The organism is Paraburkholderia sediminicola (genome assembly GCF_046026855.1).
In the GTDB taxonomy this organism is placed as follows: domain Bacteria; phylum Pseudomonadota; class Gammaproteobacteria; order Burkholderiales; family Burkholderiaceae; genus Paraburkholderia; species Paraburkholderia sediminicola_A.
In genome coordinates this window covers 1-24,094 of the sequence record NZ_JAQQET010000012.1, presented here as the reverse complement: position 1 = coordinate 24,094, position 24,094 = coordinate 1, and the positions used below count along the sequence as shown (strand labels likewise).

General features: G+C 60.6%; 18 protein-coding genes. 11 read left to right on the top strand and 7 right to left on the bottom strand.

The genetic code is table 11. From position 1 onward, the window contains the following. Positions 1-69 precede the first annotated feature (69 nt). Entirely contained in the window at positions 70-1,425 is a 1,356-nt protein-coding gene (locus PQR40_RS14990) for an MFS transporter (protein WP_408509282.1), read from the top strand. Between the two features lie 37 nt (positions 1,426-1,462). Here the strand turns inward: PQR40_RS14990 and PQR40_RS14985 are convergent, their stop codons facing one another. After that, positions 1,463-3,970, bottom strand: coding sequence for a penicillin-binding protein 1A (locus PQR40_RS14985; RefSeq protein WP_408509281.1), 2,508 nt, complete (start codon positions 3,968-3,970; stop codon positions 1,463-1,465). A gap of 1,010 nt (positions 3,971-4,980) precedes the next feature. Here PQR40_RS14985 and fabV point away from each other — a divergent pair. Next, entirely contained in the window at positions 4,981-6,177 is a 1,197-nt protein-coding gene (gene fabV / locus PQR40_RS14980) for an enoyl-ACP reductase FabV (protein WP_408223222.1), read from the top strand. Between the two features lie 97 nt (positions 6,178-6,274). Then, the gene (locus PQR40_RS14975; RefSeq protein WP_408223220.1) at positions 6,275-6,853 is read left to right on the top strand and encodes a hypothetical protein; all 579 of its coding nucleotides are present in this window, start codon (positions 6,275-6,277) and stop codon (positions 6,851-6,853) included. A 22-nt stretch (positions 6,854-6,875) separates the two neighbouring features. On the opposite strand, the gene PQR40_RS14970 is transcribed toward PQR40_RS14975, so the two are convergent. Beyond that, complete coding sequence (locus PQR40_RS14970) at positions 6,876-7,256, bottom strand: hypothetical protein (RefSeq protein WP_408223218.1); 381 nt, start codon at positions 7,254-7,256, stop codon at positions 6,876-6,878. 150 nt (positions 7,257-7,406) lie between these two features. Then, positions 7,407-8,030: a glutathione S-transferase family protein gene (locus tag PQR40_RS14965; protein ID WP_408223216.1), complete on the bottom strand. Its 624-nt coding sequence runs from the start codon at positions 8,028-8,030 to the stop codon at positions 7,407-7,409. Between the two features lie 298 nt (positions 8,031-8,328). Here PQR40_RS14965 and PQR40_RS14960 point away from each other — a divergent pair, with 298 nt between their 5' ends. The 3 genes from PQR40_RS14960 to PQR40_RS14950 all read left to right on the top strand — a co-directional run bounded on the left by PQR40_RS14960 (position 8,329) and on the right by PQR40_RS14950 (position 11,813). After that, the gene (locus PQR40_RS14960; RefSeq protein ID WP_408223214.1) at positions 8,329-9,678 is read left to right on the top strand and encodes a glutamine synthetase family protein; all 1,350 of its coding nucleotides are present in this window, start codon (positions 8,329-8,331) and stop codon (positions 9,676-9,678) included. Positions 9,679-9,718: 40 nt separating this feature from the next. Beyond that, entirely contained in the window at positions 9,719-11,077 is a 1,359-nt protein-coding gene (locus PQR40_RS14955; protein WP_408394626.1) for an aspartate aminotransferase family protein, read from the top strand. A gap of 88 nt (positions 11,078-11,165) precedes the next feature. After that, positions 11,166-11,813, top strand: a complete 648-nt coding sequence (locus tag PQR40_RS14950) for a GntR family transcriptional regulator (RefSeq protein ID WP_408394625.1) — start codon at positions 11,166-11,168, stop codon at positions 11,811-11,813. 22 nt (positions 11,814-11,835) lie between these two features. Here the strand turns inward: PQR40_RS14950 and PQR40_RS14945 are convergent, their stop codons facing one another. Further along, a complete protein-coding gene (locus tag PQR40_RS14945; RefSeq protein ID WP_408223208.1) occupies positions 11,836-12,732 on the bottom strand; it encodes a LysR family transcriptional regulator in 897 nt (298 codons plus the stop codon). A gap of 148 nt (positions 12,733-12,880) precedes the next feature. Here PQR40_RS14945 and tam point away from each other — a divergent pair, with 148 nt between their 5' ends. Both tam and PQR40_RS14935 read left to right on the top strand, forming a co-directional pair. Then, entirely contained in the window at positions 12,881-13,657 is a 777-nt protein-coding gene (gene tam / locus PQR40_RS14940; RefSeq protein WP_408509280.1) for a trans-aconitate 2-methyltransferase, read from the top strand. Between the two features lie 162 nt (positions 13,658-13,819). Then, on the top strand, positions 13,820-14,185 hold the full coding sequence (locus PQR40_RS14935; RefSeq protein WP_408223204.1) for a hypothetical protein: 366 nt from the start codon (positions 13,820-13,822) through the stop codon (positions 14,183-14,185). A gap of 80 nt (positions 14,186-14,265) precedes the next feature. Here PQR40_RS14935 and PQR40_RS14930 read toward each other — a convergent pair whose 3' ends face one another. From PQR40_RS14930 to PQR40_RS14920, 3 genes are all read right to left on the bottom strand, one after another. After that, complete coding sequence (locus PQR40_RS14930) at positions 14,266-15,480, bottom strand: porin (protein WP_408223202.1); 1,215 nt, start codon at positions 15,478-15,480, stop codon at positions 14,266-14,268. Between the two features lie 165 nt (positions 15,481-15,645). After that, positions 15,646-17,097, bottom strand: a complete 1,452-nt coding sequence (locus PQR40_RS14925; protein ID WP_408340584.1) for an APC family permease — start codon at positions 17,095-17,097, stop codon at positions 15,646-15,648. 293 nt (positions 17,098-17,390) lie between these two features. Continuing rightward, a complete protein-coding gene (locus tag PQR40_RS14920; protein WP_408223198.1) occupies positions 17,391-18,389 on the bottom strand; it encodes an AraC family transcriptional regulator in 999 nt (332 codons plus the stop codon). A gap of 200 nt (positions 18,390-18,589) precedes the next feature. Here PQR40_RS14920 and PQR40_RS14915 point away from each other — a divergent pair, with 200 nt between their 5' ends. From PQR40_RS14915 to styD, 3 genes are all read left to right on the top strand, one after another. Further along, entirely contained in the window at positions 18,590-20,575 is a 1,986-nt protein-coding gene (locus tag PQR40_RS14915; protein ID WP_408509279.1) for a primary-amine oxidase, read from the top strand. Between the two features lie 229 nt (positions 20,576-20,804). Beyond that, positions 20,805-21,860 carry a hypothetical protein gene (locus tag PQR40_RS14910; RefSeq protein WP_408509278.1) on the top strand — a complete coding sequence of 352 codons (1,056 nt, stop codon included), beginning with the start codon at positions 20,805-20,807 and terminating at the stop codon, positions 21,858-21,860. A 201-nt stretch (positions 21,861-22,061) separates the two neighbouring features. Further along, on the top strand, positions 22,062-23,540 hold the full coding sequence (gene styD / locus PQR40_RS14905; RefSeq protein WP_408394616.1) for a phenylacetaldehyde dehydrogenase StyD: 1,479 nt from the start codon (positions 22,062-22,064) through the stop codon (positions 23,538-23,540). Positions 23,541-24,094: the final 554 nt, after the last annotated feature.

The following is a 24,094-nucleotide window of genomic DNA, read 5'->3' as shown; positions in this document are numbered from 1 at the left end:
CGCACTTCACCGACTAGTCTGTAAGCACATCAAGCGAACGGACCGGACGCTGAACCGGAGGAGACATCGATGGATATTGAAGCACGCACCATAACGCGCGTGACGGTCCGGCTCGTGCCGTTCCTGATTGTCTGCTATTTCATTGCTTATCTCGACCGGGTCAACGTCGGTTTTGCTGCACTGCAAATGAACAAGGCGCTCGGGCTGTCCGCGAGCGCATTCGGCTTCGGCGCCGGTATCTTCTTCATCGCGTATTTCTTTTTCGAAGTCCCCTCCAATCTTCTGCTCGAGAAATTCGGCGCACGGCGCTGGATCGCCCGGATCATGTTCACGTGGGGGATCCTTGCCGGCGCGATGGCGTATATCCCGGACATTGCCCGCTTCACCGGCCTCTCGCCCGCGCACGTGTTTTACGGCTTGCGCATCCTGTTGGGTGTGGCGGAAGCGGGCTTTTTCCCCGGCATCATCTTCCTGCTCACATTGTGGTTTCCCGCTGCCTATCGCGCCCGCGTGGTCGGCTATTTCATGGCGGCCATTCCGCTGTCAACGGTGATCGGTGGGCCGATTTCCGGCGCCCTCCTCTCGATGGACGGCCACGGCGGGCTCGCCGGCTGGCAGTGGGTCTATCTGATCGAGGCGGCGCCCGCGCTGCTGCTTGCGTTCGCCGTGCTGTTCTATCTGACCGACAAACCAGCGGACGCCAGTTGGCTTGCCGACGACGAACGCGACTGGCTGGTCGCCCGCCAGGCTCAGGAGCGCGAGCATCGCGAGGCCGTGCGCACGTTCAGCGTGAAGGAAGCGCTGTTCAATCCGCGCGTTCTGGCTGTTGCGCTCATCTACTTCGGTGCGAACGCAACCAACTATGGTCTGAGTTTCTTTCTGCCGCAGATCGTCAAGTCCTTCGGTCTCACCAACCTGCAGACCGGTTTCGTGACGTCGCTGCCTTACATCGTCGGCGTGATCAGCATGATTTATTGTGGGCGCCATTCGGACCGCAAGCTCGAACGTAAATGGCACGTGGCGATCGCGTTGCTGGTCGCGGCAGGCGGTATCGCGGCGGCGGCCGGGCTCGACAATCCGGTGCAGAAGATGATCGCGCTGTCGATTGCCGGGTTCGGCATCTTCGGCTGCCTGCCCGTGATCTGGACCTTGCCTGCCGCGTTCCTGTCGGGCGCGGCGGCGGCGGGCGGCATTGCCGCCGTCAATTCCCTCGGCAATCTGGCGGGATTCTTCGGGCCATACGCGATGGGCTGGATCAAGGACAGCACCGGCGGCTTCGGCGCCGGCCTGCTGTGTTTGTCGGGTGCGGGACTGGTCGGCGTGGCAGCCGTGCTTCTGCTGCGTCATGACACGGCGCTCGAGGCGTCGTGCAGTCTTCCTCCGGACCCGGGCGCGGCGGGCAGCACGAAGGTGGCGCGGTCCTAGCGAGGTCCTGGCGCCGTCCGCTCAGCGCGTTTGAACCTCAGGGCGATGCGCTCGCGCTGGCCGGCGCACTCGGGAGTGCGTTTGCCGTACCGCCGCCTGCGTCCGGCGCTGGCACGTCGTCCGGCGTGGGCGTCGGTGCCAGGGCCGGCTCGCCGTTGCCATGCACCTCACCGTCGACTGCCCCGCTCGCCGGTGCAGGCGCCGACGCCGGTGCCTGAAGGAGCGGCGGCTGTGCCGGGAACGGCCTGGGTTCCACATCCGCGGTGGATGCAGATGCAGGTGCCGACGCAGGCGCAGTAACGGCCGGCGCGCGGCGCGGCGTATTGCGCGTGACAACCTGCGCCTCAGGCTTCGCGGGCGACGCGGCGAACAGATGCTGGAACCACTCGCGCAGCCTGCCCGACCGTTCGGCAAACCAGCCCGGCTCCTGGTCGGTCTCGAACCTGACGCGGCTGTCGACCAGTTTTGACCTCTGCGCGCGCTGGAAAAAGTCGCCGACGATCGGCAACGCGCTATGCGCCCCCTGTCCCCAATAGTCGCTGCGCAAGGTCACGCGGCTGTCGTTAAAGCCGACCCACGCCCCTGCCACAAGCTGCGGGGACATCAGGATGAACCAGCCGTCGGCGTTACCCTGCGTCGTGCCCGTCTTGCCCGCGACATCGCCACGAACCCCGAAGCGGCTGCGAATGCTCGAACCCGTGCCCCGGCTCACCACGTCTCGCATCACATCGACGAGCGTGCGGGCAGCGTCGGCCGGCAGTTCCTGCCTGGGCGCCGCCGGCGCGAAATCGGCCAGCACCTCGCCGTTGCGGTCTTCGATACGCGTGACCATCACCGGCTCCACGTAGCCGCCGAGATTGGCGATCGTGCCGTAGGCCGAGACCATTTCCTTCAGCGTCACGGGACTCGTGCCGAGCGCGAGCGACGGCACCGGGTCGAGTTCGCTGTCGCGCACGCCCATGGCGCGCGCCAGTCGCGCGACCTTGTTCGGACCGACCTGTTCCATCAACTGGGCGGTGATCCGGTTGCGGGAATAAGCGAGGCCATCACGCAGGCTGATGGCCCGCTCGCTCGGCTCATCCTCGTCGCCCGGACGCCAGATTTCTCCGCCGGCCAGCGGAATCTCGACGGGTTTGTCGATGAACGTGTCGCTGGGTTTGGCGCCATCTTCGAAGGCCGCGGCATAGACGAATGGCTTGAAGGTCGACCCCGGCTGGCGGCGTGCCTGCTGGACGTGATCGAACGGGTCCTGGCTGAAGTCGCGGCTACCGACCCAGGCCTTGATCTGGCCGTTGCGTGGGTCCATCGCGAGGAAGTCCGCCTGCACCCGGGTTTTGGATTCGCAAACCGACTGCACCAGGTCGCGGTCGGACGAGACGCGTTTCATCGCATCGTCGTCCGTCAGGCCCGCGTCTTTCGCGGCGCGATAGTCAGGCGTTTCGCGCAGGAAAGTCTGCAGCAGGTCACGGCCGCTCGCACAACCCGCACGCGAGCCCCAAGCCGAATTGGCGATGCCCTGCAACTGGTTGCCCTGCAAGGTCACGGCCTGTGTCGCCATGGTCTGCAAGCGTGAATCGATGGTAGTACGCACCACCAGTCCGTCGGAATAGATGTTGTAGTCGTTGCGATCGGCCCATGCCGCGAGCCATTTGCGCAGTTGTTGCGCGAAGTGCGGCGCGGGGCCGGGCGGCTCGGTCTGCCGTTCGAAATCGATACGCAACGGACGGCGCACGAGCGTCGCGTAAGCCGCGGGCGTGAGCTTGCCGTACTTGACCATTTGCGCCAGCACCGTGTTGCGTCGCTGCAGCGCGCGTTCCGGATTGAGCACCGGGTTGTAGTAGCTATTGCCTTTGAGCATGCCGGTAAGCGTCGCGCTTTCCAGCACGTTCAGGTCGCCGGCTGATTTGTCGAAATAGGTTCGCGCTGCCATCTCGATGCCGTAGGCGTTGTAGAGGAACGGCACCGTGTTGAGGTAGGTCTCGAGGATCTCGTCCTTGGTGTAGAGCGCCTCGATCTTGAACGCCGTGATCGCTTCCTTGATCTTGCGGGTCAGCGTAGGCGCGCGGCCGATCTCGTCCGGATAGAGATTGCGGGCGAGTTGCTGGGTGATGGTCGACCCACCCTGGCGATCTCCGGAAAACGTGTGCAGCGCGGCCGATGCCGTACGGCGCCAGTCGAGCCCAAAATGCTGATAGAAGCGGTGATCTTCCGTAGCGATCAGCGCGTTCACCACGTTTGGCGAGATGTCCTGAAGTTTGACCCATTCACGGTTCGAGGGCTTGAATTCGGCCAGCAGCTTGCCGTCCGCCGAGAGAATCTGCGCGGGCTGCTCGATTTTCGCCTTGCGGATATCGCCGATGCTGGGCGTGAACGGAATCAGGACCAGGACATACAGGACGAGCAGCACCGGGATCGCCGCGCAGGCCTTTGCGACGCCACGCAGCGTAGGATGGCGGAGGTGCCATAGGGCCCGGGCGATGGGCTGGTTTGCCAGGATTAGCCCTTTTTCAAGGGTCTGCAGGAATGTGGGAATCAGACGCTTCACTCGGGTTACCGTTCTGCTTGACGAAGGCAGCATCGTATCAAGATGGGGGCGCCTGGGCGGCGGGTTTTGATTTGTATGGGTTTGGGTTGCCTGTGCGGCGCTTTTTTGTTTGCTTGTCTGCTTGCCTGTGGTTTGGGCGTTTTCTTGATCTGTTTGGTTGTTCGGTGCTTTCTTGTCTGTTTGCCTACGGCGTTGGGCTTTTCTTGGTCTGGAGTCTTGGGATTTCCCTGATCTGGTTTTTTGGCCTTTCCTTGAATTGTTATTGGTTTATTAACGTCGCCCCTGTGCGGGGCAGGCACCTACTTTTCTTTGCCTGCTGCAAAGAAAAGTAGGCAAAAGAAAGCAGCTCACACCGCTAATTCTTAAGCGGGCCCCCCGCACAGTCGCGGTAGTGGCGCATCTGGAATCTGTGTTCTCGCCCATTCCGCGTGAGTGACAAAGCGCTCATCAGCTCCCACTCCGCACTGCGTACGTCGCGGACGGGTTTGCCATGGAAACCTGCGGCTTCGTTGAGGTGCGGTGGGAGCCATCGCCTTCGCCTCGGCGGAGCGCCGAATGGAGCGCGGGTGCAAAAACGCGGTGGTCGGTTCTATGAGGTGCGCTTCGGAGCGCGCAGCGCCGCCGGAAGTATGACTGCCTTGTCACTAACGCCGAATGTGCGGGAACACAGATTCCAGATGCACCACTCCCTCCTCCAAGCCAGGGGACCCGCTTAAGAATTAGCGGGGTGAGCCGCTTTCTCTTGCCTACTTCTCTTTGCGGCCGGCAAAGAGAAGTAAGTGTGTAGTGCCGCACAGGGGCGACGCTAATAATCCAATAACAATTCAAGGAAAGACCAAAAAACCAGATCAAGGAAACAGCAACACCACAAAAACACAGAAAAACAAGCACCACACAGGCAACCAAAATCAAAAAAAAACCCAACGCCGCAGGCAAGCAGACAAAACCCCGCCGAACAGGCCAAAACCCAACCCCACTATAATGTCGGCAATTCTGACAAGAGGTGCTTCATGATCATCAAACCGCGCGTGCGTGGCTTCATCTGTGTATCGACCCATCCGACCGGCTGCGAAGCCAACGTCAAGGAACAAATCGAATACGTCAAGGCACACGGTCCCATCGCCAACGGCCCGAAGAAGGTGCTCGTGATCGGTGCATCAACGGGCTATGGCCTCGCCGCGCGTATCAGTGCCGCGTTCGGCTCCGACGCAGCTACACTCGGCGTCTTCTTCGAGCGTGCCGGCAGCGAAACCAAAGCCGGCACGGCAGGCTGGTACAACACCGCCGCCTTCGAAAAATTCGCCACGGACAAAGGCCTGTACGCCACGAGCATCAATGGCGACGCTTTCTCCGATGAAGTCAAGCAACGCACCATCGAGGTCATCAAGCGCGATCTCGGTCAGGTCGACCTGGTCGTCTACAGTCTCGCCGCGCCCAAGCGCACGCATCCGAAGACCGGCGAAGTGTTCAGCTCGACCCTGAAGCCGGTTGGTAAGGCCGTTAACCTGCGTGGCATCGACACCGACAAGGAAGTCATCAAGGAAACCGTCCTCGAACCCGCCACGCAAGCCGAAATCGACAACACCGTCGCGGTAATGGGCGGCGAAGACTGGCAAATGTGGATCGACGCCCTCCTCGACGCCGGCGTGCTCGCCGACGGCGCGAAGACGACCGCGTTCACCTATCTCGGCGAAAAAATCACGCACGACATCTACTGGAACGGCTCGATCGGCGCGGCCAAGAAAGATCTCGACCAGAAAGTGCTCGGCATCCGCGAAAAACTCGCAGCCAAGGGCGGCGATGCACGCGTCTCGGTACTCAAGGCGGTCGTGACGCAAGCAAGCTCCGCAATCCCGATGATGCCGCTGTACCTGTCGCTGCTCTTCAAGGTCATGAAGGAAAAAGGCACGCACGAAGGCTGTATCGAGCAGGTCTACGGGCTCTACAAAGACAGCATGTACGGCGCGGCACCGCACATCGACGAAGAAGGCCGTCTGCGCGCGGACTACAAGGAACTCGATCCCGAAGTGCAAGCCCGTGTCCAGGCACTCTGGACTCAGGTGACCAACGACAATATCTACGAGCTCACCGATTTCAGCGGCTACAAGACCGACTTCCTGCGACTCTTCGGGTTCGAGATCGCCGGCGTGGACTATGAAGCCGACGTCAATCCAGACGTGCAGATTCCCAGGCTCGTGCAGATCTGATGTTTGCTTGCGGGGCCTTCGCGGCCCCCGCCTGTTGTCTGTTTGCGGATGATCGGCAGCCCATCGCGGGCTGACCACACACGAGGGCTGGCGCGCAATGGCGTTCGAGGCGGGCGAAGCGGCAATGTGGCGGCTCGTGCAGCGCTACACAGGTCGAGTGGGATACCGGCGCGGCGTAAAGTCCGAAGGACTTTCAGCGAACCCGCCGGTTATCGATTGCTCGGGATGGACCGCCCTGCTGCTCACAGAGGCGCTGCAAGCCGAAAACGAGACGGCCATCCGTGGGGCGGCCACCCGCAGAGTGTTTGCCGTTGACAATATACAAGCGCTGCACACGTGGTCCGATCGGATTGTTCACGAGATCGAGCACCGCACAGGATTCATTCTCCAGGGGGCCGGGATCACGGCCCCCACGCTCCCGCGCTGCGCCACCATCGGGTTGAAGATGGGAGAGCCCGCATGGGCCGTCAACCATCCCCGGCCACGCGGCATCACACATATCGTTCAAATCGTCCGCCGTCCGGAGGATGATGCGCCGTTCGTTTCCGAATCGTTCGGCGGTTCGGTGGCGCCAGGAATAAGTCTTACGCCGCTGGCGGAGTGGCTTGCCCGCTCGCAGCCACATATTCTCGCAAACGAAGTATGGGTGGTGGACGCGTTTCGGATGGTGTCGTAGCCAGACTCATCAAGCATTTTTATCAGCAGGGAAACGCCGCCTCAAGCGTGCGCAGAATGGCAAGGCCGATTGGAAAATCGTCTGAAAGGCCCGGATGGTTGGTGAAAAACTGATCGAGCAGCGGATAGACGTTCTGATTGCCGATAGCGAGGTTTTGCGGCGGGCAGAACAGCGGTGGACGCTTTTTCGACACCAGATCCCCGTTCGCCCACCCCAGCGCGTTGATCGTGCCGGTGATGTAGGCCGCGTAGACCGAGTTGTTGTCGGTATGCGCCCAGAGCTTGTATTGCGAGGCCGTCATTTCGGCGCTTGCATTGAGAGTAAAACAGGCCATAAGCAAAGCCAGTGCAAATTTCGATACCCGCATCTTTGAACCTTCAATCTGTGTCGCAAAAGCGGCCATTGTAGGTGAGTCGGGTCGCGGTGCGCAGAAGCGTTCAGTGCTCGGGATTCCGTAAGCTTTTTGCGGGTATTTTTGTAAGCCTTCGCGAGCGAATAAACAGCCTGACGTCAGCGTCGCCGGCGCGACCTGATAGCGCCACGAACGCGCTGTTTAAGGCGTACCGTTGCGACAGTACTCAAGGTAGCCCGGGTGCATCGCAAGGCGCGCCATGTAGGCCGTCAGCGCTGGAAAATCGGCGTGCTGCAATGGCGTCTCGAGCCAGCGGTTGATCGAAAGGGCAATTGGAATATCCGCGAGTGAAAACGACGACCCGGCGATGAAGGCCCCAGTGGTCTCCAGTTGCCTGTCGACGATCGCAATATGCCTTGTCCAGTTCGCACATGACAGGTCGATTTGCTGACGGTCCTGATGAGCCGGCGAATGCCGAACCAGCGCAAGAAACGCGTAGCTCCATGCCCGGTTAAGTTCGCTCGCCTGCCAGTCGATCCATTGATCGCACTTCGCACGTTCGCGAGGGTCGACTGGATAGAGGGACGGGCCGCCGTAGCGGCCGGCCAGGTACCGGATGATCGAGTTGGATTCCCACAGCACAAACTCGCCGTCCCTGATTACCGGAACCATAGCGTTGGGGTTCAAGGCGACGAATTCGGGCACCTCGGTCGCCTTGAACCCGGCCCCCCAGTCCTCCCGTTCGAACGGCAGGTCGAGCTCGGCGCACGCCCACAATACTTTGCGAACGTTGATGGATGATGCTTTGCCTAAAATCTGAAGCATGGGATCGTGGCCGCTCGTTTAGTCGCTATGGATAAGTCACCGGGGTCCGGCTCGAATCGTAGTGTATCGATGGCTCGCTAAAGCGCACAGATACACTTCGCGCCTTGCGAGCTGGGCCAGCGCCGTAAGCGCCCTTGCATGACCCAAATTTGATCAAATTTCCCAAAAGTAAAATTCCATGCGATGATTTGATCAAATCCCATCATGCAAAACGCCCGGCTTTCCCGAACCGGCAGCTCGTCGCGCAAGGTTTGCAGCAGCGCTTCGCGCCGTGTTCATCAACCGACTGGAGTCAATCTTGCAAAGCGACCTACGCGCCGACCTGCGTGAATTCCTGGAGCATCACCGCATTCATGAAGTGGAATGCGTGATACCGGACATGACGGGGGTCGCGCGGGGCAAGATCGTGCCGAAGAACCTGTTTCTCTCGGAAGGCAGGATGCACATGTCGAACGCGCTGCTGATGATCACCGTCAACGGCGAATTCGCGAATTTCGAGCGCTTTGTCGGGCCGAGCGATCCCGACATGGTCTGCATCCCCGATCCGAATACGGTACGGCTCGTACCGTGGGCCATCGAACAGGTCGCGGTGGTGATCCACGATTGCGTCGGACTCGACGGCAAGCCGATCGGCATTTCGCCACGCGCGGTGTTGCGGCGTGTGCTGAAACTCTATGAGGACAAAGGCTGGCGTCCCGTGGTCGCGCCGGAGATGGAGTTCTATCTGATCGCGCAGAACAAGAATCCGCATGAACCGCTACGGCCGCCGCTCGGTCGCGCGGGCCGTCACGAAGCCGGCCGCCAGTCGTTCTCAATCGACGCCGTCAACGAATTCGATCCGTTCTTCCAGGACCTGTCGCGCTTTTGCGAGACCACGCGTCTCGGCGTCGAAACGCTCGTGCACGAAGTCGGCGCGGGGCAAATGGAAATCAACTTTTCGCACGGCGACGCGCTCGATCTCGCCGACCGCGTGTTCCTGTTCAAACGCGCGGTGCGCGAAACCGCCTTCCGTCATGGCATTTTTGCGACTTTCATGGCCAAGCCGATGGAGCACGAGCCCGGCAGCGCGATGCATATTCACCAGAGCATTGTCGATAGCAAAACCGGCGAGAACATCTTTTCGCTGCCCGACGGATCGGCGAGCCCGCTGTTTTTCAACTATATCGGCGGCTTGCAGAAGTACATGCCACAAGCCATGCCGATGTTCGCGCCCTACGTGAATTCCTACCGGCGCCTGTCGCGCTTCACCGCTGCGCCGATCAACGTGCGTTGGGGGTACGACAACCGCACCTGCGGTATCCGCGTGCCGAATTCCGGGCCCGACGGACGGCGGCTCGAAAACCGCGTGCCGGGTGTCGACGTCAACCCGTATCTGGCGATGGCGGCCACCCTCGCCTGCGGCTATCTCGGCATGGTGGAGCAGCAGCAGGCGTCGGCGCCGATGATTGAAAGCGCCTACGACCTCGAATACGAACTGCCGCGCGGTCTCGAAGATGCGCTCAAGGCGCTCCTGAAGTGCACCGAACTCGCGGATGTGCTCGGCGACAAGTTCGTGCAGGCCTTTTGCGCGGTAAAGGAAGCGGAGTTCGAGACCTTCTCGCAAGGCATTACCGCGTGGGAACGCGAGCATCTGCAACTGCTCGTCTGAGCGCTGGCGGCTTATGGAAACACCATCGGAGAACCTGGATTTGGCTACCCGTCAGGGCATCAATTGGGCACGTGCGCAGGCGCTTGTCGAACGCGAACGCCGCGCGTTTGCAGAGGCCATGCCGAAATCGCACGCGCTATCCGAACGCGCCGCGCGCCACCTGTTGTTCGGCGTGCCGCTGCACTGGATGAACGACTGGTCGACGCCCTTCTCGCTCTATGTCGATCAGGCGCGCGGCGCTTCGTTCACCGACGTGGATGGTCATCGCTACGCAGACTTCTGCCTCGGCGACACGGGCGCGATGTTTGGCCATTCACCCGCTCCCGTGGTCCGCGCGCTGGCTACCCAGGCTGAACGCGGACTGACGACCATGCTGCCGGGCGAGGATGCCGCATGGGTCTGTGAAGAACTCGCGCGCCGCTTCGGGTTGCCCTACTGGCAGTTCGCGATGACGGCGAGCGACGCCAACCGCTTTGCGTTGCGCTGGGCGCGCGCGGCGACCGGACGCCGGCAGATCGTGATCTTCAACGGCTGCTATCACGGCACGGTGGACGACGTATTCGTCGATCTCGTCGATGGGAAACCGCAACAGCGCGACAGCCTGATCGGCCAGGTACACGACCTGCTCGACGCCACGCGCGTGATCGAATTCAACGACCTGGCCGCGCTGGAAAACGCGCTGAAAGACGGTGATGTCGCCTGCGTGCTGGCCGAACCCGCGATGACCAACATCGGCATGGTGCTGCCCGAGCCGGACTACTGGCGGCAAGCGCAAGCGCTGATGCGCCGCTACGGCACGCTGCTCGCCATCGACGAAACCCACACCATCAGTTGCGGGCCGGGTGGTTACACGAGAGCGTACGGTCTCGAACCCGATCTGTTCGTCCTCGGCAAACCGGTGGGCGGCGGCTTTCCGTGCGCGGTGTACGGTTTCAGCGCCGAGCTGGCAGCCCGCGCGCAGCACGCCAAGCGCAGCGCACCGCCCGGCCACTCCGGCATCGGCACCACCCTCACGGCGAACATGCTGGCGATGAGCGCGATCCGCGCGACGCTCGCCGAGGTAATGACGGATGCCGCCTACGCTCACATGTTCGCGCTCGCCGAGCGCATTGAGGCCGGCCTGAAAGGGGCGATCGTGCGTCACGGCCTCGCGTGGTGCGTGACGCGCGTCGGCGCCCGCACCGAATTCCAGTTCACGCCGACACCGCCGCGCAACGGCACCGAAGCCGGCCGCCAGCTCGACGCGGAACTGGAACATATCGTGCACCTGTACCTGCTCAATCGCGGCGTGCTGATTACGCCGTTTCACAACATGATCCTGGTGTGCCCCGACACGTCGGCGGCCGACGTCGACAGACTGGTTTCTACGTTCGACGCCTGTCTTGCCGAACTGACCTGAGCGTAGTCAGATCGAGCTGGACGGCGCACGGCCACCGCTAAACCGCCGGCGTTTTTGCAGCCTTTTTTCGGCCCCAGCACCGAGCTTTATGAAAACTTCGCACCATCACACGTTGCAGGACCAGACTTACGAAACGCTGCGGCAGTGGCTGACGATCGGGCGCTTCGTGCCAGGCGAGCGCATCAAGATCCGTCACGTCGCCGCCGAGCTCGGTGTGGGCGAGATGCCGGTGCGCTCCGCCTTGCAGCGCCTCGCGGCCGAATCGGCGCTGGTGAACGTGCCCAATTGCGGCGTGACCGTGCCACGTCTGTCGAAAGAACAATTCGACGATGTGCTGCGCGTGCGCCTGATTCTCGAAGGCCAGGCCGCCGAACTGGGCGTACCCCATCTGAGCGCGCACGATCTGGAAACGCTGGAAAAGTTGAATGAAGAGATGGCGCGGGCCTTGCCGACCACTAACGCCAAGGGCTATCTCGATGCCAACGAGGCATTCCATCTGATTCTGTACCGCGCGGCCGGCTCGCCGCTTCTGCTCGAGTTGATCGAAACGGTGTGGCTGCAGGTCGGGCCGATTTCGAATCTGTTATTCGGCGACGCGCTGTTTGCCGGCACGCTCAACGATGCGCACGACGACTTGCTGAACGCCGCGAAGGCGCGCGATGCGGCCGGCGTGCGACGCGCGATCGAGCACGATCTGAACCATGCAGCGAGTTGTTTGCGGACGCAGTGTCTGTAGAGGCTGCGACTCGGCGCCGGCATCACGCCTTCAGCGTGGCCTGTTCCAGAATCATGTCGTAAAGCGCCTGCGCCGCCGGTGAAAGTTGAGCGGTCTTGCGCGCCACGAGGACGAGCGTGCGCGAGACCACCGGGTGCGTGAGCTCGACGGTGCGGACCGTCGGATACGCGCCCTTCTGAATCGCGAGCGCCGGCACGACGGCCGCGCCCACTCCTTGCGCGACCAACCCGACAGCCGTCGAACTGCGTTGCACCTCATAAAAGGAGCGCAGCGCCAGCTCACTCTTTTCCAGTGCGACGTCGAGCAACGCGCGATTGCCGCTGACCTCCCCGGCAAAAATCAGCGGATACGATTGCAGTTGCTGCCAGGCGATGCGCCGCCGTTTTGCTAAAGGATGATCTTCATGGCAAATCAGCACGTAGCGGTCTTCCGTCAACGGCACGCTGGCGAGATCCGGATGATGCTCACCGGCGATATTGATGCCGAACTCCACCTCCCGGCGCAGCACGGCCTCCTCCACTGCAGACGACGCGTGATCGAGAATCTTGATGCGGTTATGCGGATAACGCCCGGCGTACGCCTGCAGAATGCGCGGCAGATACTGCACGCCCACCGTCGGCACGCAGGCGATCGACACATCGCCGCGACGGGCCTCACCCGTCTCGCGAATCTCCACCAGCGCATCGGCAAGCTCGCCCAATAACCGACGCGCCTGCGGCAGAAAACTGCGCCCTATTTCGGTCAGCGCCATGGAGCGGGTAGTCCGCTCGATCAGCGTGACGCCGAGAAACGTTTCGAGCTTGCGCAGACGTTGCGTAATGGCCGTCTGCGTGACGTGCAAAGAATCCGCGGCGGCTTGAAAGCTGCCCCGGTCCGCAATCGCAACAAATGCCTGTACACCGAGAGTGTCGATTTTCATTAGAAAAATGAAGGAATCGGAATGATAAATTCATTTTACTCTACCCCCGACACCGCACAGAATAAGCGGATTGGATCGGTTTGACACCGCACACCGGCCACGGATGTCAGCGGACACCGGTCCTGCAATCAAGACAAAGGAGCGTGACATGACTTCACCGACGAACTGGTATGCGAAGCAGTATGTGATGTTCGAAAACGAGCGCACCCGTCCGGTCAGGGATCTGCTGGCGGCGGTCCCGGCAACCGACGTGCGGGTGGCGGTGGACATCGGCTGCGGCCCCGGTAATTCCACCGAGGCACTGGCGGCCCGCCTGCCCGGCGCGGCGGTCAGCGGTCTGGACAGTTCCGCCGACATGATCGCGGCGGCCACCAGGCGCCTGCCGCAATTCCAGTTCGAGGTGAGCGACATTGCGACGTGGGATGCCCCGGGCCCCTACGACCTGATCCTCGCCAATGCCGTGCTGCAGTGGGTGCCGGATCATGAGCAGCTGTTTCCGTCGCTTGTGAAAAAACTCGCACCGGGCGGCAACCTCGCCGTGCAAATGCCGGACAACCTCGACGAACCCGCGCACCGTCTGCTGCGCGAAATCGCGGCGGACGGCCCCTGGGCAAACAAACTCAAAGGCGTGGAACGCACCATGCGCTACGGCGCCGACTGGTACTACGCGTTGCTCAAACCGCTGTGTGCGCGGGTCGACGTGTGGCGTACCGTCTACTACCACCCGCTCGCGGGCGGCGCGGACGCGGTGGTCGAATGGTTCAAGGGCAGCGCGCTCAGGCCGTTCCTGAGCGAACTCGACGACAGCGAGGAAGACGCCTTCCTGGAACGCTACCGGGAAGCGATCGCGCGGGCGTACCCGGCGCTGGCAGACGGCACCGTGCTGTTGCCGTTTCCGCGCCTGTTTATCGTCGCTACGCGCTAGTGCGGCGGAGCCGGGCCGGCTGTCGCGTGGTATTTGTGGCGCCGGAGCGGCCAGGGTCAGTCTGGAATTGCCGCTCGCGAATTCTGCGTGATATTGTGTAACAGAAGCGGAGGACGGCCTGCCGTCCTCACCGGAACGCAAATTACAGCAGCGAGCGTCGCCATGAGTGATGTACGCCATCATCTGAGTCCACGTGACCGCCTGGAGCTGTTGTGCTGGCTCACATGCGGATCGCTTGGCGCTTTTTACCTGAATGAGGACTGGCCCGACGCGGCGTTTCAGGTGCAGGCCGCCCATAAGTGGCTCGACCTCCGGTCGCGGGAAGCAGACTGGTTGAGTATCGCCAGATTGTCGGCAACCGCACTGGAGATTGCACGGCGGCACGCGAATTTTGTCGATGCCGACTGGGCGCGGGACGCCGTCGAGGAGATTCTCGATACCGACGAGCTTGACCCGCAAGCGCGGCTGGTGAAGCAGGTATTGGCGGATTGCCAGAGCGCGCTTGCGGACAAACGCGTGGCGGATTAGTTTTCCCCGCGTGGCACGTTACGTGGTTCGCCATGCGGCGTTGGCTCCGTTGATCTGTTTGCCAGCGCCGCACAGGCAGATTAAAAATTGTGCCGCACGCCGACGATCACGGAGAGTTGCTTATCCGTATCCGAATTGACGATATTCGGAATCTGCGCCAGATTCTCCGTCTGCCCCGTCGACGGATTGATCCCGAGTCCCGCGCCGGAAGATTTCTGCCCGATCGCCACCGCATAGACCGCCGTCCGCTTCGACAGGCTGTACACCGCACCCAGGTTGATCTGATGCACGCGCGTCGAAGCACTGCTGCTCGGCCTGGCGTCGTTGAAGATATATGCCAGACCGAGCTGCAAATCAGGCGCGAGCATATAGGTCGTATTCAACTCGGCAATGTCGAATGAAATATCGGCCCCGGCAGAGCTCGCCGCACTTGCGAAATACTGGCTCTGCGACAGACGCGTATGCGTATAGCTCACCGCCACGCTCGCCTTGCCGAACGCATACGAGCCCCCTGCTCCGAAAATCCTGACCTTGCTCGCCTGCTGAAGCAGACAATACGACGCGTCGGCATTCGCGCAACTGAAATCGCCGATATAGCCGGCAGTACCGCCTAAGGCCGCCTGCAACGGCTGATTCAACTCGAGATAGCCTGCGCTCAACGACAGCGGCCCCTGTGCGTAATTCGCCGCCAGCGCCCAGCCCTTGTTCTGCGAGAAATTCCCTGCCACGCCACCCAGACTGAACAATCCGCCAATAGTCAATCCACCAAAGCTCGGGCTGATGTACTTGATCGAGTTGTTGAAGTTGAACGCTTCGTTGAGGTTGTCGACGTCGCCGAAATGGGAGCCGTACAGCGTCGCCCAGTTATTGCTCGATGCATAGGCGCCCATGTAGTCGGAGAACGGATCGTATTGGCGGCCGAATGTCAGTGCGCCGTACGTGCCGTTGTTCAAACCGACCCATGCGTTGCGGTTGAACAGCGTGTTCGATTGCAACATCGCGCCGTTGCCGATCAGAAAGCTGTTCTCCAATGTGAAGTTCACCGTGGTGCCGCCACCGATATCCTCAGTGCCCATCAAGCCCCACCGCGAAGGCACCAGGTTGCCGCCCGCCAGTTGGTAATTCGCGTGGCCGTTGGTGCTGCCGTCCGCGAGCGTTGTCTGCTGGTTGGTCGTGTAGACGACGCCGGCGTCGACCGTGCCATAGAGCGTCACCGAAGATTGCGCATGCGCGCCCATCGCGAGGCCGCACGCGGCCAGCGCAAGCGCCGAGCGCCTGACGAATTTGTGTGCCATATTTTTTGTCGAAAGTTGAGTGGTGAAATCAGCGAGCTCAAACTGGACGAGCCGGCCGAACCAGACGAGCGACACCACTCCGCTGCCGTTCGAGAATGAACTACAGCAGTCGATCGCTGGAACGTGACGAGACGGCGCGCGCTGAGTGCCTTGCGCGCGGTTCGATTACTGCCCGAAGCGCGCGTAGATATCTGGCCGCTTCTTACGCAAGATGAGACCGATCACGACGCCGAAAAGCGCCACCGCGAATACGATCCAGGGGAAAGACTTGACGATCGGGCTATCGGAGCCGCTGAGCGCATCGAGATTGCGCACCAGGATCACGCCGATATACAGCAGGCCGATGCCGCCAACCAGGGGCGCGACAAACGAGTGCCATACGCGTGTGTCCTTGCGCGTCTTGCGGAAGAACGCGATGACCGAAAAACTCGTCACGGCCTGAAGCATCACGATACCAATCGTGCCAAGCGCTGAACTCCAGCTGAAAACGATGTTGAACGGATCGCTGCCTGCCGCGATGAAGAGCCCGAGCAGCACGCACACGGAGAGTGTTTGCAGATAGCTCGCCACATACGGCGAACGGTATTTTTCGTGCACCCGGGTGAGCATTTGCGGCAGGATGCCTTCAAGGCTCAGCGCGTGGATATAGCGCACCAGCGTGTTATGGAACGACAACAGACTCGCGAAGATACTGCTAAGCAACAGGAAGCTCATCACGGTCGTCACGGCACCGCCCAGATACTTACCCGATTGAATGAACCAGAAATCGCCCGGTTGCTTCGTCGCGACCGCGACCACGTCGTTCAGTCCGTACGCGCAAACGATCGTCCACGTAACGAAAGCGAAGAACACGAGAATCAGCACGACCGACACATACGTCGCGCGTGGCACGGTCACCTTCGGGTCCCGGCATTCCTTGCCGTAAATCGCCGTCGCTTCAAAACCGATAAACGACGCGAAGGCGAACATCACGGCAATACCGAGGTGGCCGCTAAATACATGTTCCGGTGTGAACGGTGCGAGCGTGAGGCCATTCGGGCCGCCGCCATGCACGACGATCGCAATTGCAAGCAGCAGCAGAATGCCCAGTTCCAGACACATCAGCACGCCGAGCAGTCGGCTATTCAGATCGATACCACGGATGCCGGTGAATTGCACCACGGCCACGCAGATCAGCGAATAGCCGTACCAGGGCATCGCGGTATGCAGTAGTGGAGAAAGAATCACCGTGCAGAAGAATCCAAACAACCCATACAGCGCGATCTGGATGAAGGTGTACGACATCAGCGCGACGAGTGCGCCGGCCATGCCCAACGGCCGTCCGAGTCCGGCGGTGATGTATGCGTAGAACGCGCCGGCGCGCACCACGTGCCGGCTCATCGACGCAAAACCCACGCTGAAAATCAGCAGCACGATGCCGGCAATCACGAACGCGCCTGGAATACCTGCACCATTGCCCAGACTGATCGCGGGCGGCACCGCACCGAGCATGCCGGTAAGCGGTGCGGCGGCGGAAATCACGAGGAACACGATCTGCCACAAGCCCAGCGTATTGCCCTTCAGTTCCACGGGATTCTCCGCGTCGACCAGACGGGTCGGAGAGTAGGGTTCATTCATCGCTGCCTCTATTTTGTTGGCTAGTCTGGAACTCGCCTAAACCCTGGAAATACTGGTCCAGACGCTCGGTTGACCGACGTTCGATGTTTCGGTGTGAGCGCATGGTAGGTAGCTAAAAAATAAAGCGACTTCGCGAACCGCGCCAAATTTTCGATAATTTGCGCCAATGCTCCTGAGCGTGTCAGGCACTGCGGTTCGCAGCAAATACTTAGGAAACGGAAGTTTTTCTTTTCGTGTGACGATTGCGCTTTCGCGTGCTTTCAGAATGAAAGTATTTGCGACACCACCACCTTTTATTGTTTTTTCCAGTTGCGCGTGGCGCGCCACAGCACGGTTGCGTCGGCGTAGCCCACGGCGCGAGCGATCGCCGCATTGGTGAGCCCGTCACGTTCAAGCAGGCCTTCCACACTACGCTGCCGCTCTTCGCGCACGATCTGCCGCACGGAAGTCCCTGCCTCGGCCAGGTGCCGTTGCAACGAACGATGCGATAGACCGAGATCTTTCGCGATGTCGGCAACGATCAGCTTTTCGTGCGCAAGCCGCCGCGTTACCAGATCGCGCACCTGTTCGACGATGCTGTGGGGCACCGCATCGCGCGCAATCAGATCGGTGGCATGGCGTTCCATCATGCGCGCCATTTGCGTGTCGGCGCTCTTGAGCGGCGCATCGAGATCCAGCGGACGCAGGATCACGCCATTGAAAGGCTGCTGAAAGCGCACCGGCACGCGGAAATTGCGTGCATACGGTTTGAGGTCGGCCGGCGCGGCGTGTTCGAAATGCACTTCGACCGGATTCCACGCTGCGCCACGCACGAGCCGGATCATATGGCACATCGTCGAGAGGCTGTATTCCGCGTCCTGCCGGCGCGGCCAGATCTGTGGATTGGCGATCTGATAGGTCCATACCGGCCATTCGCTATCGCGCAGCAACTCACAGGTTGTGGTGTTCTGCCACGACGCCAGCGCGAGCGAGAACTTGCGCACGGCTGCGTTCAAGGTCGGCGACGATAGAAACACGAGACCTGCCGGCCCGAGTTCCGTCACTTGCAATTCGCTACCGAGACGCAAGCCGAGCGACGGTTCGCCGAGTACTTCAGCCGCGCGCTCGAATGCCGCCACATAACGCGTGAGCGGCAGGATTTCATACGGATTCGACAGGAGCTTGCGGCTCATGCCGAACGCTTCGAGCAGCGCGTCGCAATTGGCGCCTGATGCATCGAGTGCGCGCACAACCGGTCCCATTACCGCGCCGCGGATCATCGGGAAACTGCCGTTGAGCGTGACTTTTTTCATGCCGAGCGTCTCCTCTCAAGTCTTCGCTGATGTACTGCCGTGTTATTGCTCATGGCGCACTTTATCGTTCATTTGGCGCGATAAGCAAGCGCGAAAATAATATTGGGTTCCTACGATTTGCCATCGACTCAGCGTTCGCCGCGCTTCATTCAGCATCGCCGGCACGCAGTCCGGTCCAGCACACTCCTTACGGGAATCCTATGAACACGAATGCCACGAAAGCCGCTCACGCCCCCGTTCATCCGCTCGATCCGCTGAGTCCGGACGAAATGCAGCTTGCCTGCGATCTCGTGAAGGCCGCCGAAAGCCTCGACGCCCATGTACGCTTTCCCATGGTCGAATTGCGTGAGCCGCCGAAGACCGAAGTGGTCGCATTCAAGACTGGTGAATATTTTTCGCGTACGGCGTTCGTACTGGCAATCGACCGCACGAATGGGACGACGATCGAATTCAATGTGGACCTGAGAGAAAAAAGAGTCGCCTCGCGCAACGTGCTCCCGTTCGATCAGGCGCCTTACGGCCAGCCGCCGATCATGATCGAAGACTTCATGAACGCCGAGCAGATCGTCAAGAGCGACGACGCATGGCGCGTTGCGGTAATGAAGCGCGGTCTCACCGAGAAGGATCTGGAGCACGTCCAGGTCGATCCGTTTTCCGCCGGTTGCTTCGACCGCGAGAACGAGAATGGCCGGCGCCTTGTGCGTTGCGTGAGTTACTACCGCGAGACTGTGACCGACAACGGCTACGCGCATCCCATCGAGGGCGTGGTGGCGGTAGTCGATCTGCTCGAGAAGAAAGTGATCGAACTGGTCGACGACGGCCGCATCATTCCGATCCCGCGTGCGAAGCACAACTACGACACACCGAGCCTCGGCGAACCGCGCAGCACACTCAAACCGCTTTCGATCAGCCAACCGGAGGGCCCGAGCTTCAAGATCGACGGCTGGCATGTGAGCTGGCAGAACTGGAACTTCCGGGTCGGCTTCACGCCGCGCGAAGGGCTGGTGCTGCATCAGCTGTCATGGGACGACGGCAAGAACGCGCGGCCGATCATCTACCGTGCGAGCGTGACGGAGATGTGCGTGCCCTACTCCGACCCGAGCACGAACCACTACTGGAAAAGCGCATTCGATGCTGGCGAATACGGTCTTGGAAAACTGGCGAATCAACTTGAGCTCGGCTGCGATTGTCTCGGCACGATCCGCTATTTCGACATTCCGTCCGCCGACGATTTCGGCAATGCGTTCCTTATGAAGAACGCCGTGTGCATGCACGAAGAGGACTACGGCACCCTGTGGAAGCACTATGAGTTCCGCACCGGCGTCTTCGAAATGCGTCGCTCGCGACGCCTTGTGATCTCGTTCTTCGCGACGGTCGGCAACTACGACTACGGTTTCTACTGGTACCTGTATCAGGACGGCACGATTCAACTCGAATGCAAGCTGACCGGCATCGTACAAACCTCAGCGGTCGCCGACGGCGACACGTATCCGTGGGGCGGCATGATCACTGAAAACCTTGGCGGCCCGACCCACCAGCACTTCTTCAATGCACGGATGCACATGATGGTCGACGGCGAGCGCAACACCGTGACCGAACATGAATTCGTGCCGCGTCCAATGGGCGAAACGAATCCGTACGGCAACGTCTTCGACACCACGAAGCGCGTGTTCAAGACCGAGAGCGAAGCCGCGCGTCTTGCGAACGGTCGCACGGGACGTTACTGGAAGGTGACCAACCCGAACGTGAAGAACGCTGTCGGTGCGAATCCGGGCTACAAGCTGATCGTGAACGACTCACCGCTGATGCTGGCCGACGAGCGCTCGAAAGTCCGTCAACGCGGCGGTTTTGCCACGCGTCACGTGTGGGTCACACCGTTCGATCCGGCCGAGCGCTACGCGAGTGGCGACTATCCGAACCAGCATGCGGGTGGTGACGGCTTGCCGCGCTACATCGAGGCGAATCGCAACATCGAGAACGAAGACATCGTCTTGTGGCACAGCTTCGGTCACACGCACGTATGCAAACCCGAGGACTTCCCGGTGATGCCGGTGGAATACGCCGGCTTGATGCTCAAGCCGAACAACTTCTTCTCCGCCAACCCGACGATGGACCTGCCGTCCGAACGTGATCAGAACAGTGTTGAAGACGGCAAGTCCGCGGATCATGGCTGCTGCAAGCGCTGATCCGACGATACGCGACAAACGGCCTGCGGCTGCACACGTCGTCAACTCCGCAAACGTATATCCCGCGATTACAGCCCACGGGACACGCGTATTGACAGTGAGCGTGGGCGGCGCAGATCGCGCGTTGATGGCGAGAGTGGGTGGCGCGGCACACAGGCTGATGAAGAGCGTGAGCGGCGCGACTCGCGTGCTAACAGCGAGCGTGCGCGGCACGGCTTGTGTGCTGCTCGTGAGCGGCGCCGCGACGCTGGTGATACAGGCCGGCCTTGGTCAACGAACCAGCGCGCTGGGGATGAGCGCACTGGCGCTGGCCACGATGACGATTGTGCCGCTGTTGATGTCGCGCATTTCGAGGCAGCAGCACACCACGCTTGCGACGGCGGTGACACTGATCGCGACGATGAGTGCGATGGGTATCGTGCCGGCGTATGTCAGCGGGTTTGAGCATCGCATCGCGATAGGTGGGTTGGCTGTCGTGCTGGGTGGCGTGTTGCTGTTTTACGGGTGGCACCTTGCCAGCGAAACGCCCTCACCATTTGAAACAGCATCATCACCTGAACACTCCGATCGAAATAAACGTACGGACGAGTCGACCAAGGCCATGCACGCAACTGGCGCTGCGGCGCTGCTCGCACTGTTTGCGGGCGTATCGAGCGGCAGTCTCGCGCGTTTCCAGCTCGATGCAATTTGCGGCATGAGTGGCGCACAGCCGATGTGGCAGATCGCGCTTTCGCTGGGTGCTGTTTGCGCACTGGCGTTGATCGCCGACCGATCCGGCAACGGCAACCGGATATTGATTGTGTTGTACGTGCTACGAGCGGTATTGATTGGAGCGCTCGCGGCCGCAGACAGTCCGATGCTTGCACTACTCGCGGCAAAGATGTTTCTGGTTCTCGACTGCCTGACGATTCCTGAACTAATGAAACTGCGGGGCAAATCGTGCAGCGCATTGAGCGCGGGTTGCCCTGGTGCGGCACACCACATCGGGATGGCGTTGGGAGCAACGTTATCGACGACGTCCTATTTTTTCGGCGATGGATTCATGGTCTTGTATGCGCTAAGCGCGATTGCGAACCTGACATGTGCGGGCACGTTAGCAGCCAATTGGCTTAAAAAAAAGCCGTTACGTTGGCATCGAAACCATCCCCCCAGGGAGACCATTCCGACGAGCACGAAGTGCAAGTCGGGAAGTATGACTGCCTTGTCACCAAGGCCAAATGCGCGAGGGCACAGATTCCAGATGCACCACTACCGTGGCTGCGCGGGGGACCCGCTTAAGAATTAGCGGGGTGAGCCGCTTTCTTTGCTTATCTTTCTTTGCGGCGGCAAAGAAAGTAAGTGCCGCCCCGCACAGGGGCAACACTAATAGACCACTAACAAAACAAGAAAAATCCCCCCACAGACTCGAAACAAAACAGCAAATCAAGTCTCAAAAAGCGACAACCGAATAGCAAAGCCAATCTCACCCCAACGGAGACAAAGCAAAATGACCGAACAGAAAAACCCAGCGAAGCTTCCGACGACAATGTTCATCAACGGCGAAAGAACCCACAGCGCCGCAGGCAAAACCTTCCCCATCTACAACCCGGCGACAGGAGAAGAACTAGCCCAGCTTCCAGACGCATCAGAAACCGACATCGACCACGCGGTCAAAACCTCAAAAGCGGCCTTCGAATCCGACACCTGGCGCAGAATGCCGCCCGCCGCCCGCGAACATCTACTGCTAAAACTAGCGGACCTGGTAGAACAACACACAGAAGAACTGGCAACCTTGGAAACCCTGAACCAGGGAAAACTAATAGCATTCTCAAAGATGCTGGAAGTCTCAGGCAGCGTCCAATGGCTGCGCTACATGGCTGGCTGGGCCACCAAAATCGAGGGCACGACTTTCGACCTGTCGATCCCCTTCCCGCCCGGCACCCGCTACAACGCATCAACAAAACGCGTCCCGGCGGGCGTCGTCGCCGCAATCGTCCCGTGGAATTTCCCGCTGCTGATGGCAGTCTGGAAAATCGCCCCGGCACTCGCATGCGGCTGCACCGTCGTGCTAAAACCGGCCGAAGAAACCCCTTTAACAGCAATTCGCCTGGCCGAACTGGCACACGAAGCCGGCTTCCCGCCGGGCGTATTCAATGTGGTCACCGGCCGCGGCGAGACCGCTGGCGCAGCGCTGGTCAAGCATCCATCGGTGAATAAAGTCACCTTCACGGGATCGACCGAAGTGGGCCGCATCATCGGCCGCCAGTGTGCTGACGATCTGAAACGCGTGTCGCTGGAACTGGGTGGCAAGAGCCCCGTGATCGTGCTGGATGACTGCGACCCGAAGAAAGCGATTGAAGGCGCTGCAGGCGCGATTTTCTTCAACCATGGACAGGTCTGTACCGCTGGTTCTCGCTTGTACGTTGCGCGCTCGATTTACGACGAAGTCGTGCAAGGCATTGCGGCGGTGGCCGACAGCATTGCATTGGGTTCCGGTTTCGATGCCGCGACGCAGATGGGACCCATGGTTTCCGCACGTCATCGCGACAAGGTCATGGGCATGATTGCGCAAGGCCGGCAGGAAGGCGGCGAGATCTTGTCGCGCGATGCGGCCGTTGACGCAGATGGCTTCTTTGTCCGGCCGACGGTCATTGCCAATCGCGCGTGCAAACCGCTTTCCGTTGTCAGGGATGAGGTGTTCGGACCGGTGCTCGTGGCGATGCCTTATGACGATATCGATGAAGTGTTGGCGCAGGCCAATGCGTCCGAATATGGACTGGGCGCAAGCGTCTGGACAAACCAGATCGGCAAGGCGCTGCGACTCGTCGACGGTATCGAGGCCGGGACAGTGTGGGTCAACACTCACAATATGGTTGATCCGGCCATGCCGTTCGGCGGGTTTAAAGCATCCGGGATCGGGCGTGAACATGGGAAGGCTATTATTGATTCCTATACTGAAAGTAAATCTGTTTGTATTGCTTATTGATTTTGGTTTTTTTGCCTGCGGGGCACTTGTTGTCTGTGCTCCTATGGTTTTGGGTTTTCCTTGATCTGGATCCTTTGGCCTTTCCTTGAATTGTTATTGGTTTATTAGCGTCGCCCCTGTGCGGGGCAGGCACCTACTTCTCTTTGCCGCCGCAAAGAGAAGTAGGCAAGAGAAAGCGGCTCACCCCGCTAATTCTTAAGCGGGTCCCCTGGCTTGGAGGAGGGAGTGGTGCATCTGGAATCTGTGTTCCCGCACATTCGGCGTGAGTGACAAGGCAGTCATACTTCCGGCGGCGCTGCGCGCTCCGAAACGCACCTCATGAACCGACCACCATGTTTTCGCACTCACGCCTCCTTTGGCATTTCGCCGAGGCGAAGCCGATGGCCCCCACCGCGCCGAAACGAAGCCCCTGGTTTCCCTGGCAGACCCATCCGCGACGCACGCAGTGCGGAGTGGGAACTGATGAGCGCTTTGTCACTCACGCGGAATGGGCGGGAACACAGATTCCAGATGCGCCACTACCGCGACTGTGCGGGGAAACCGCTTAAGAATTG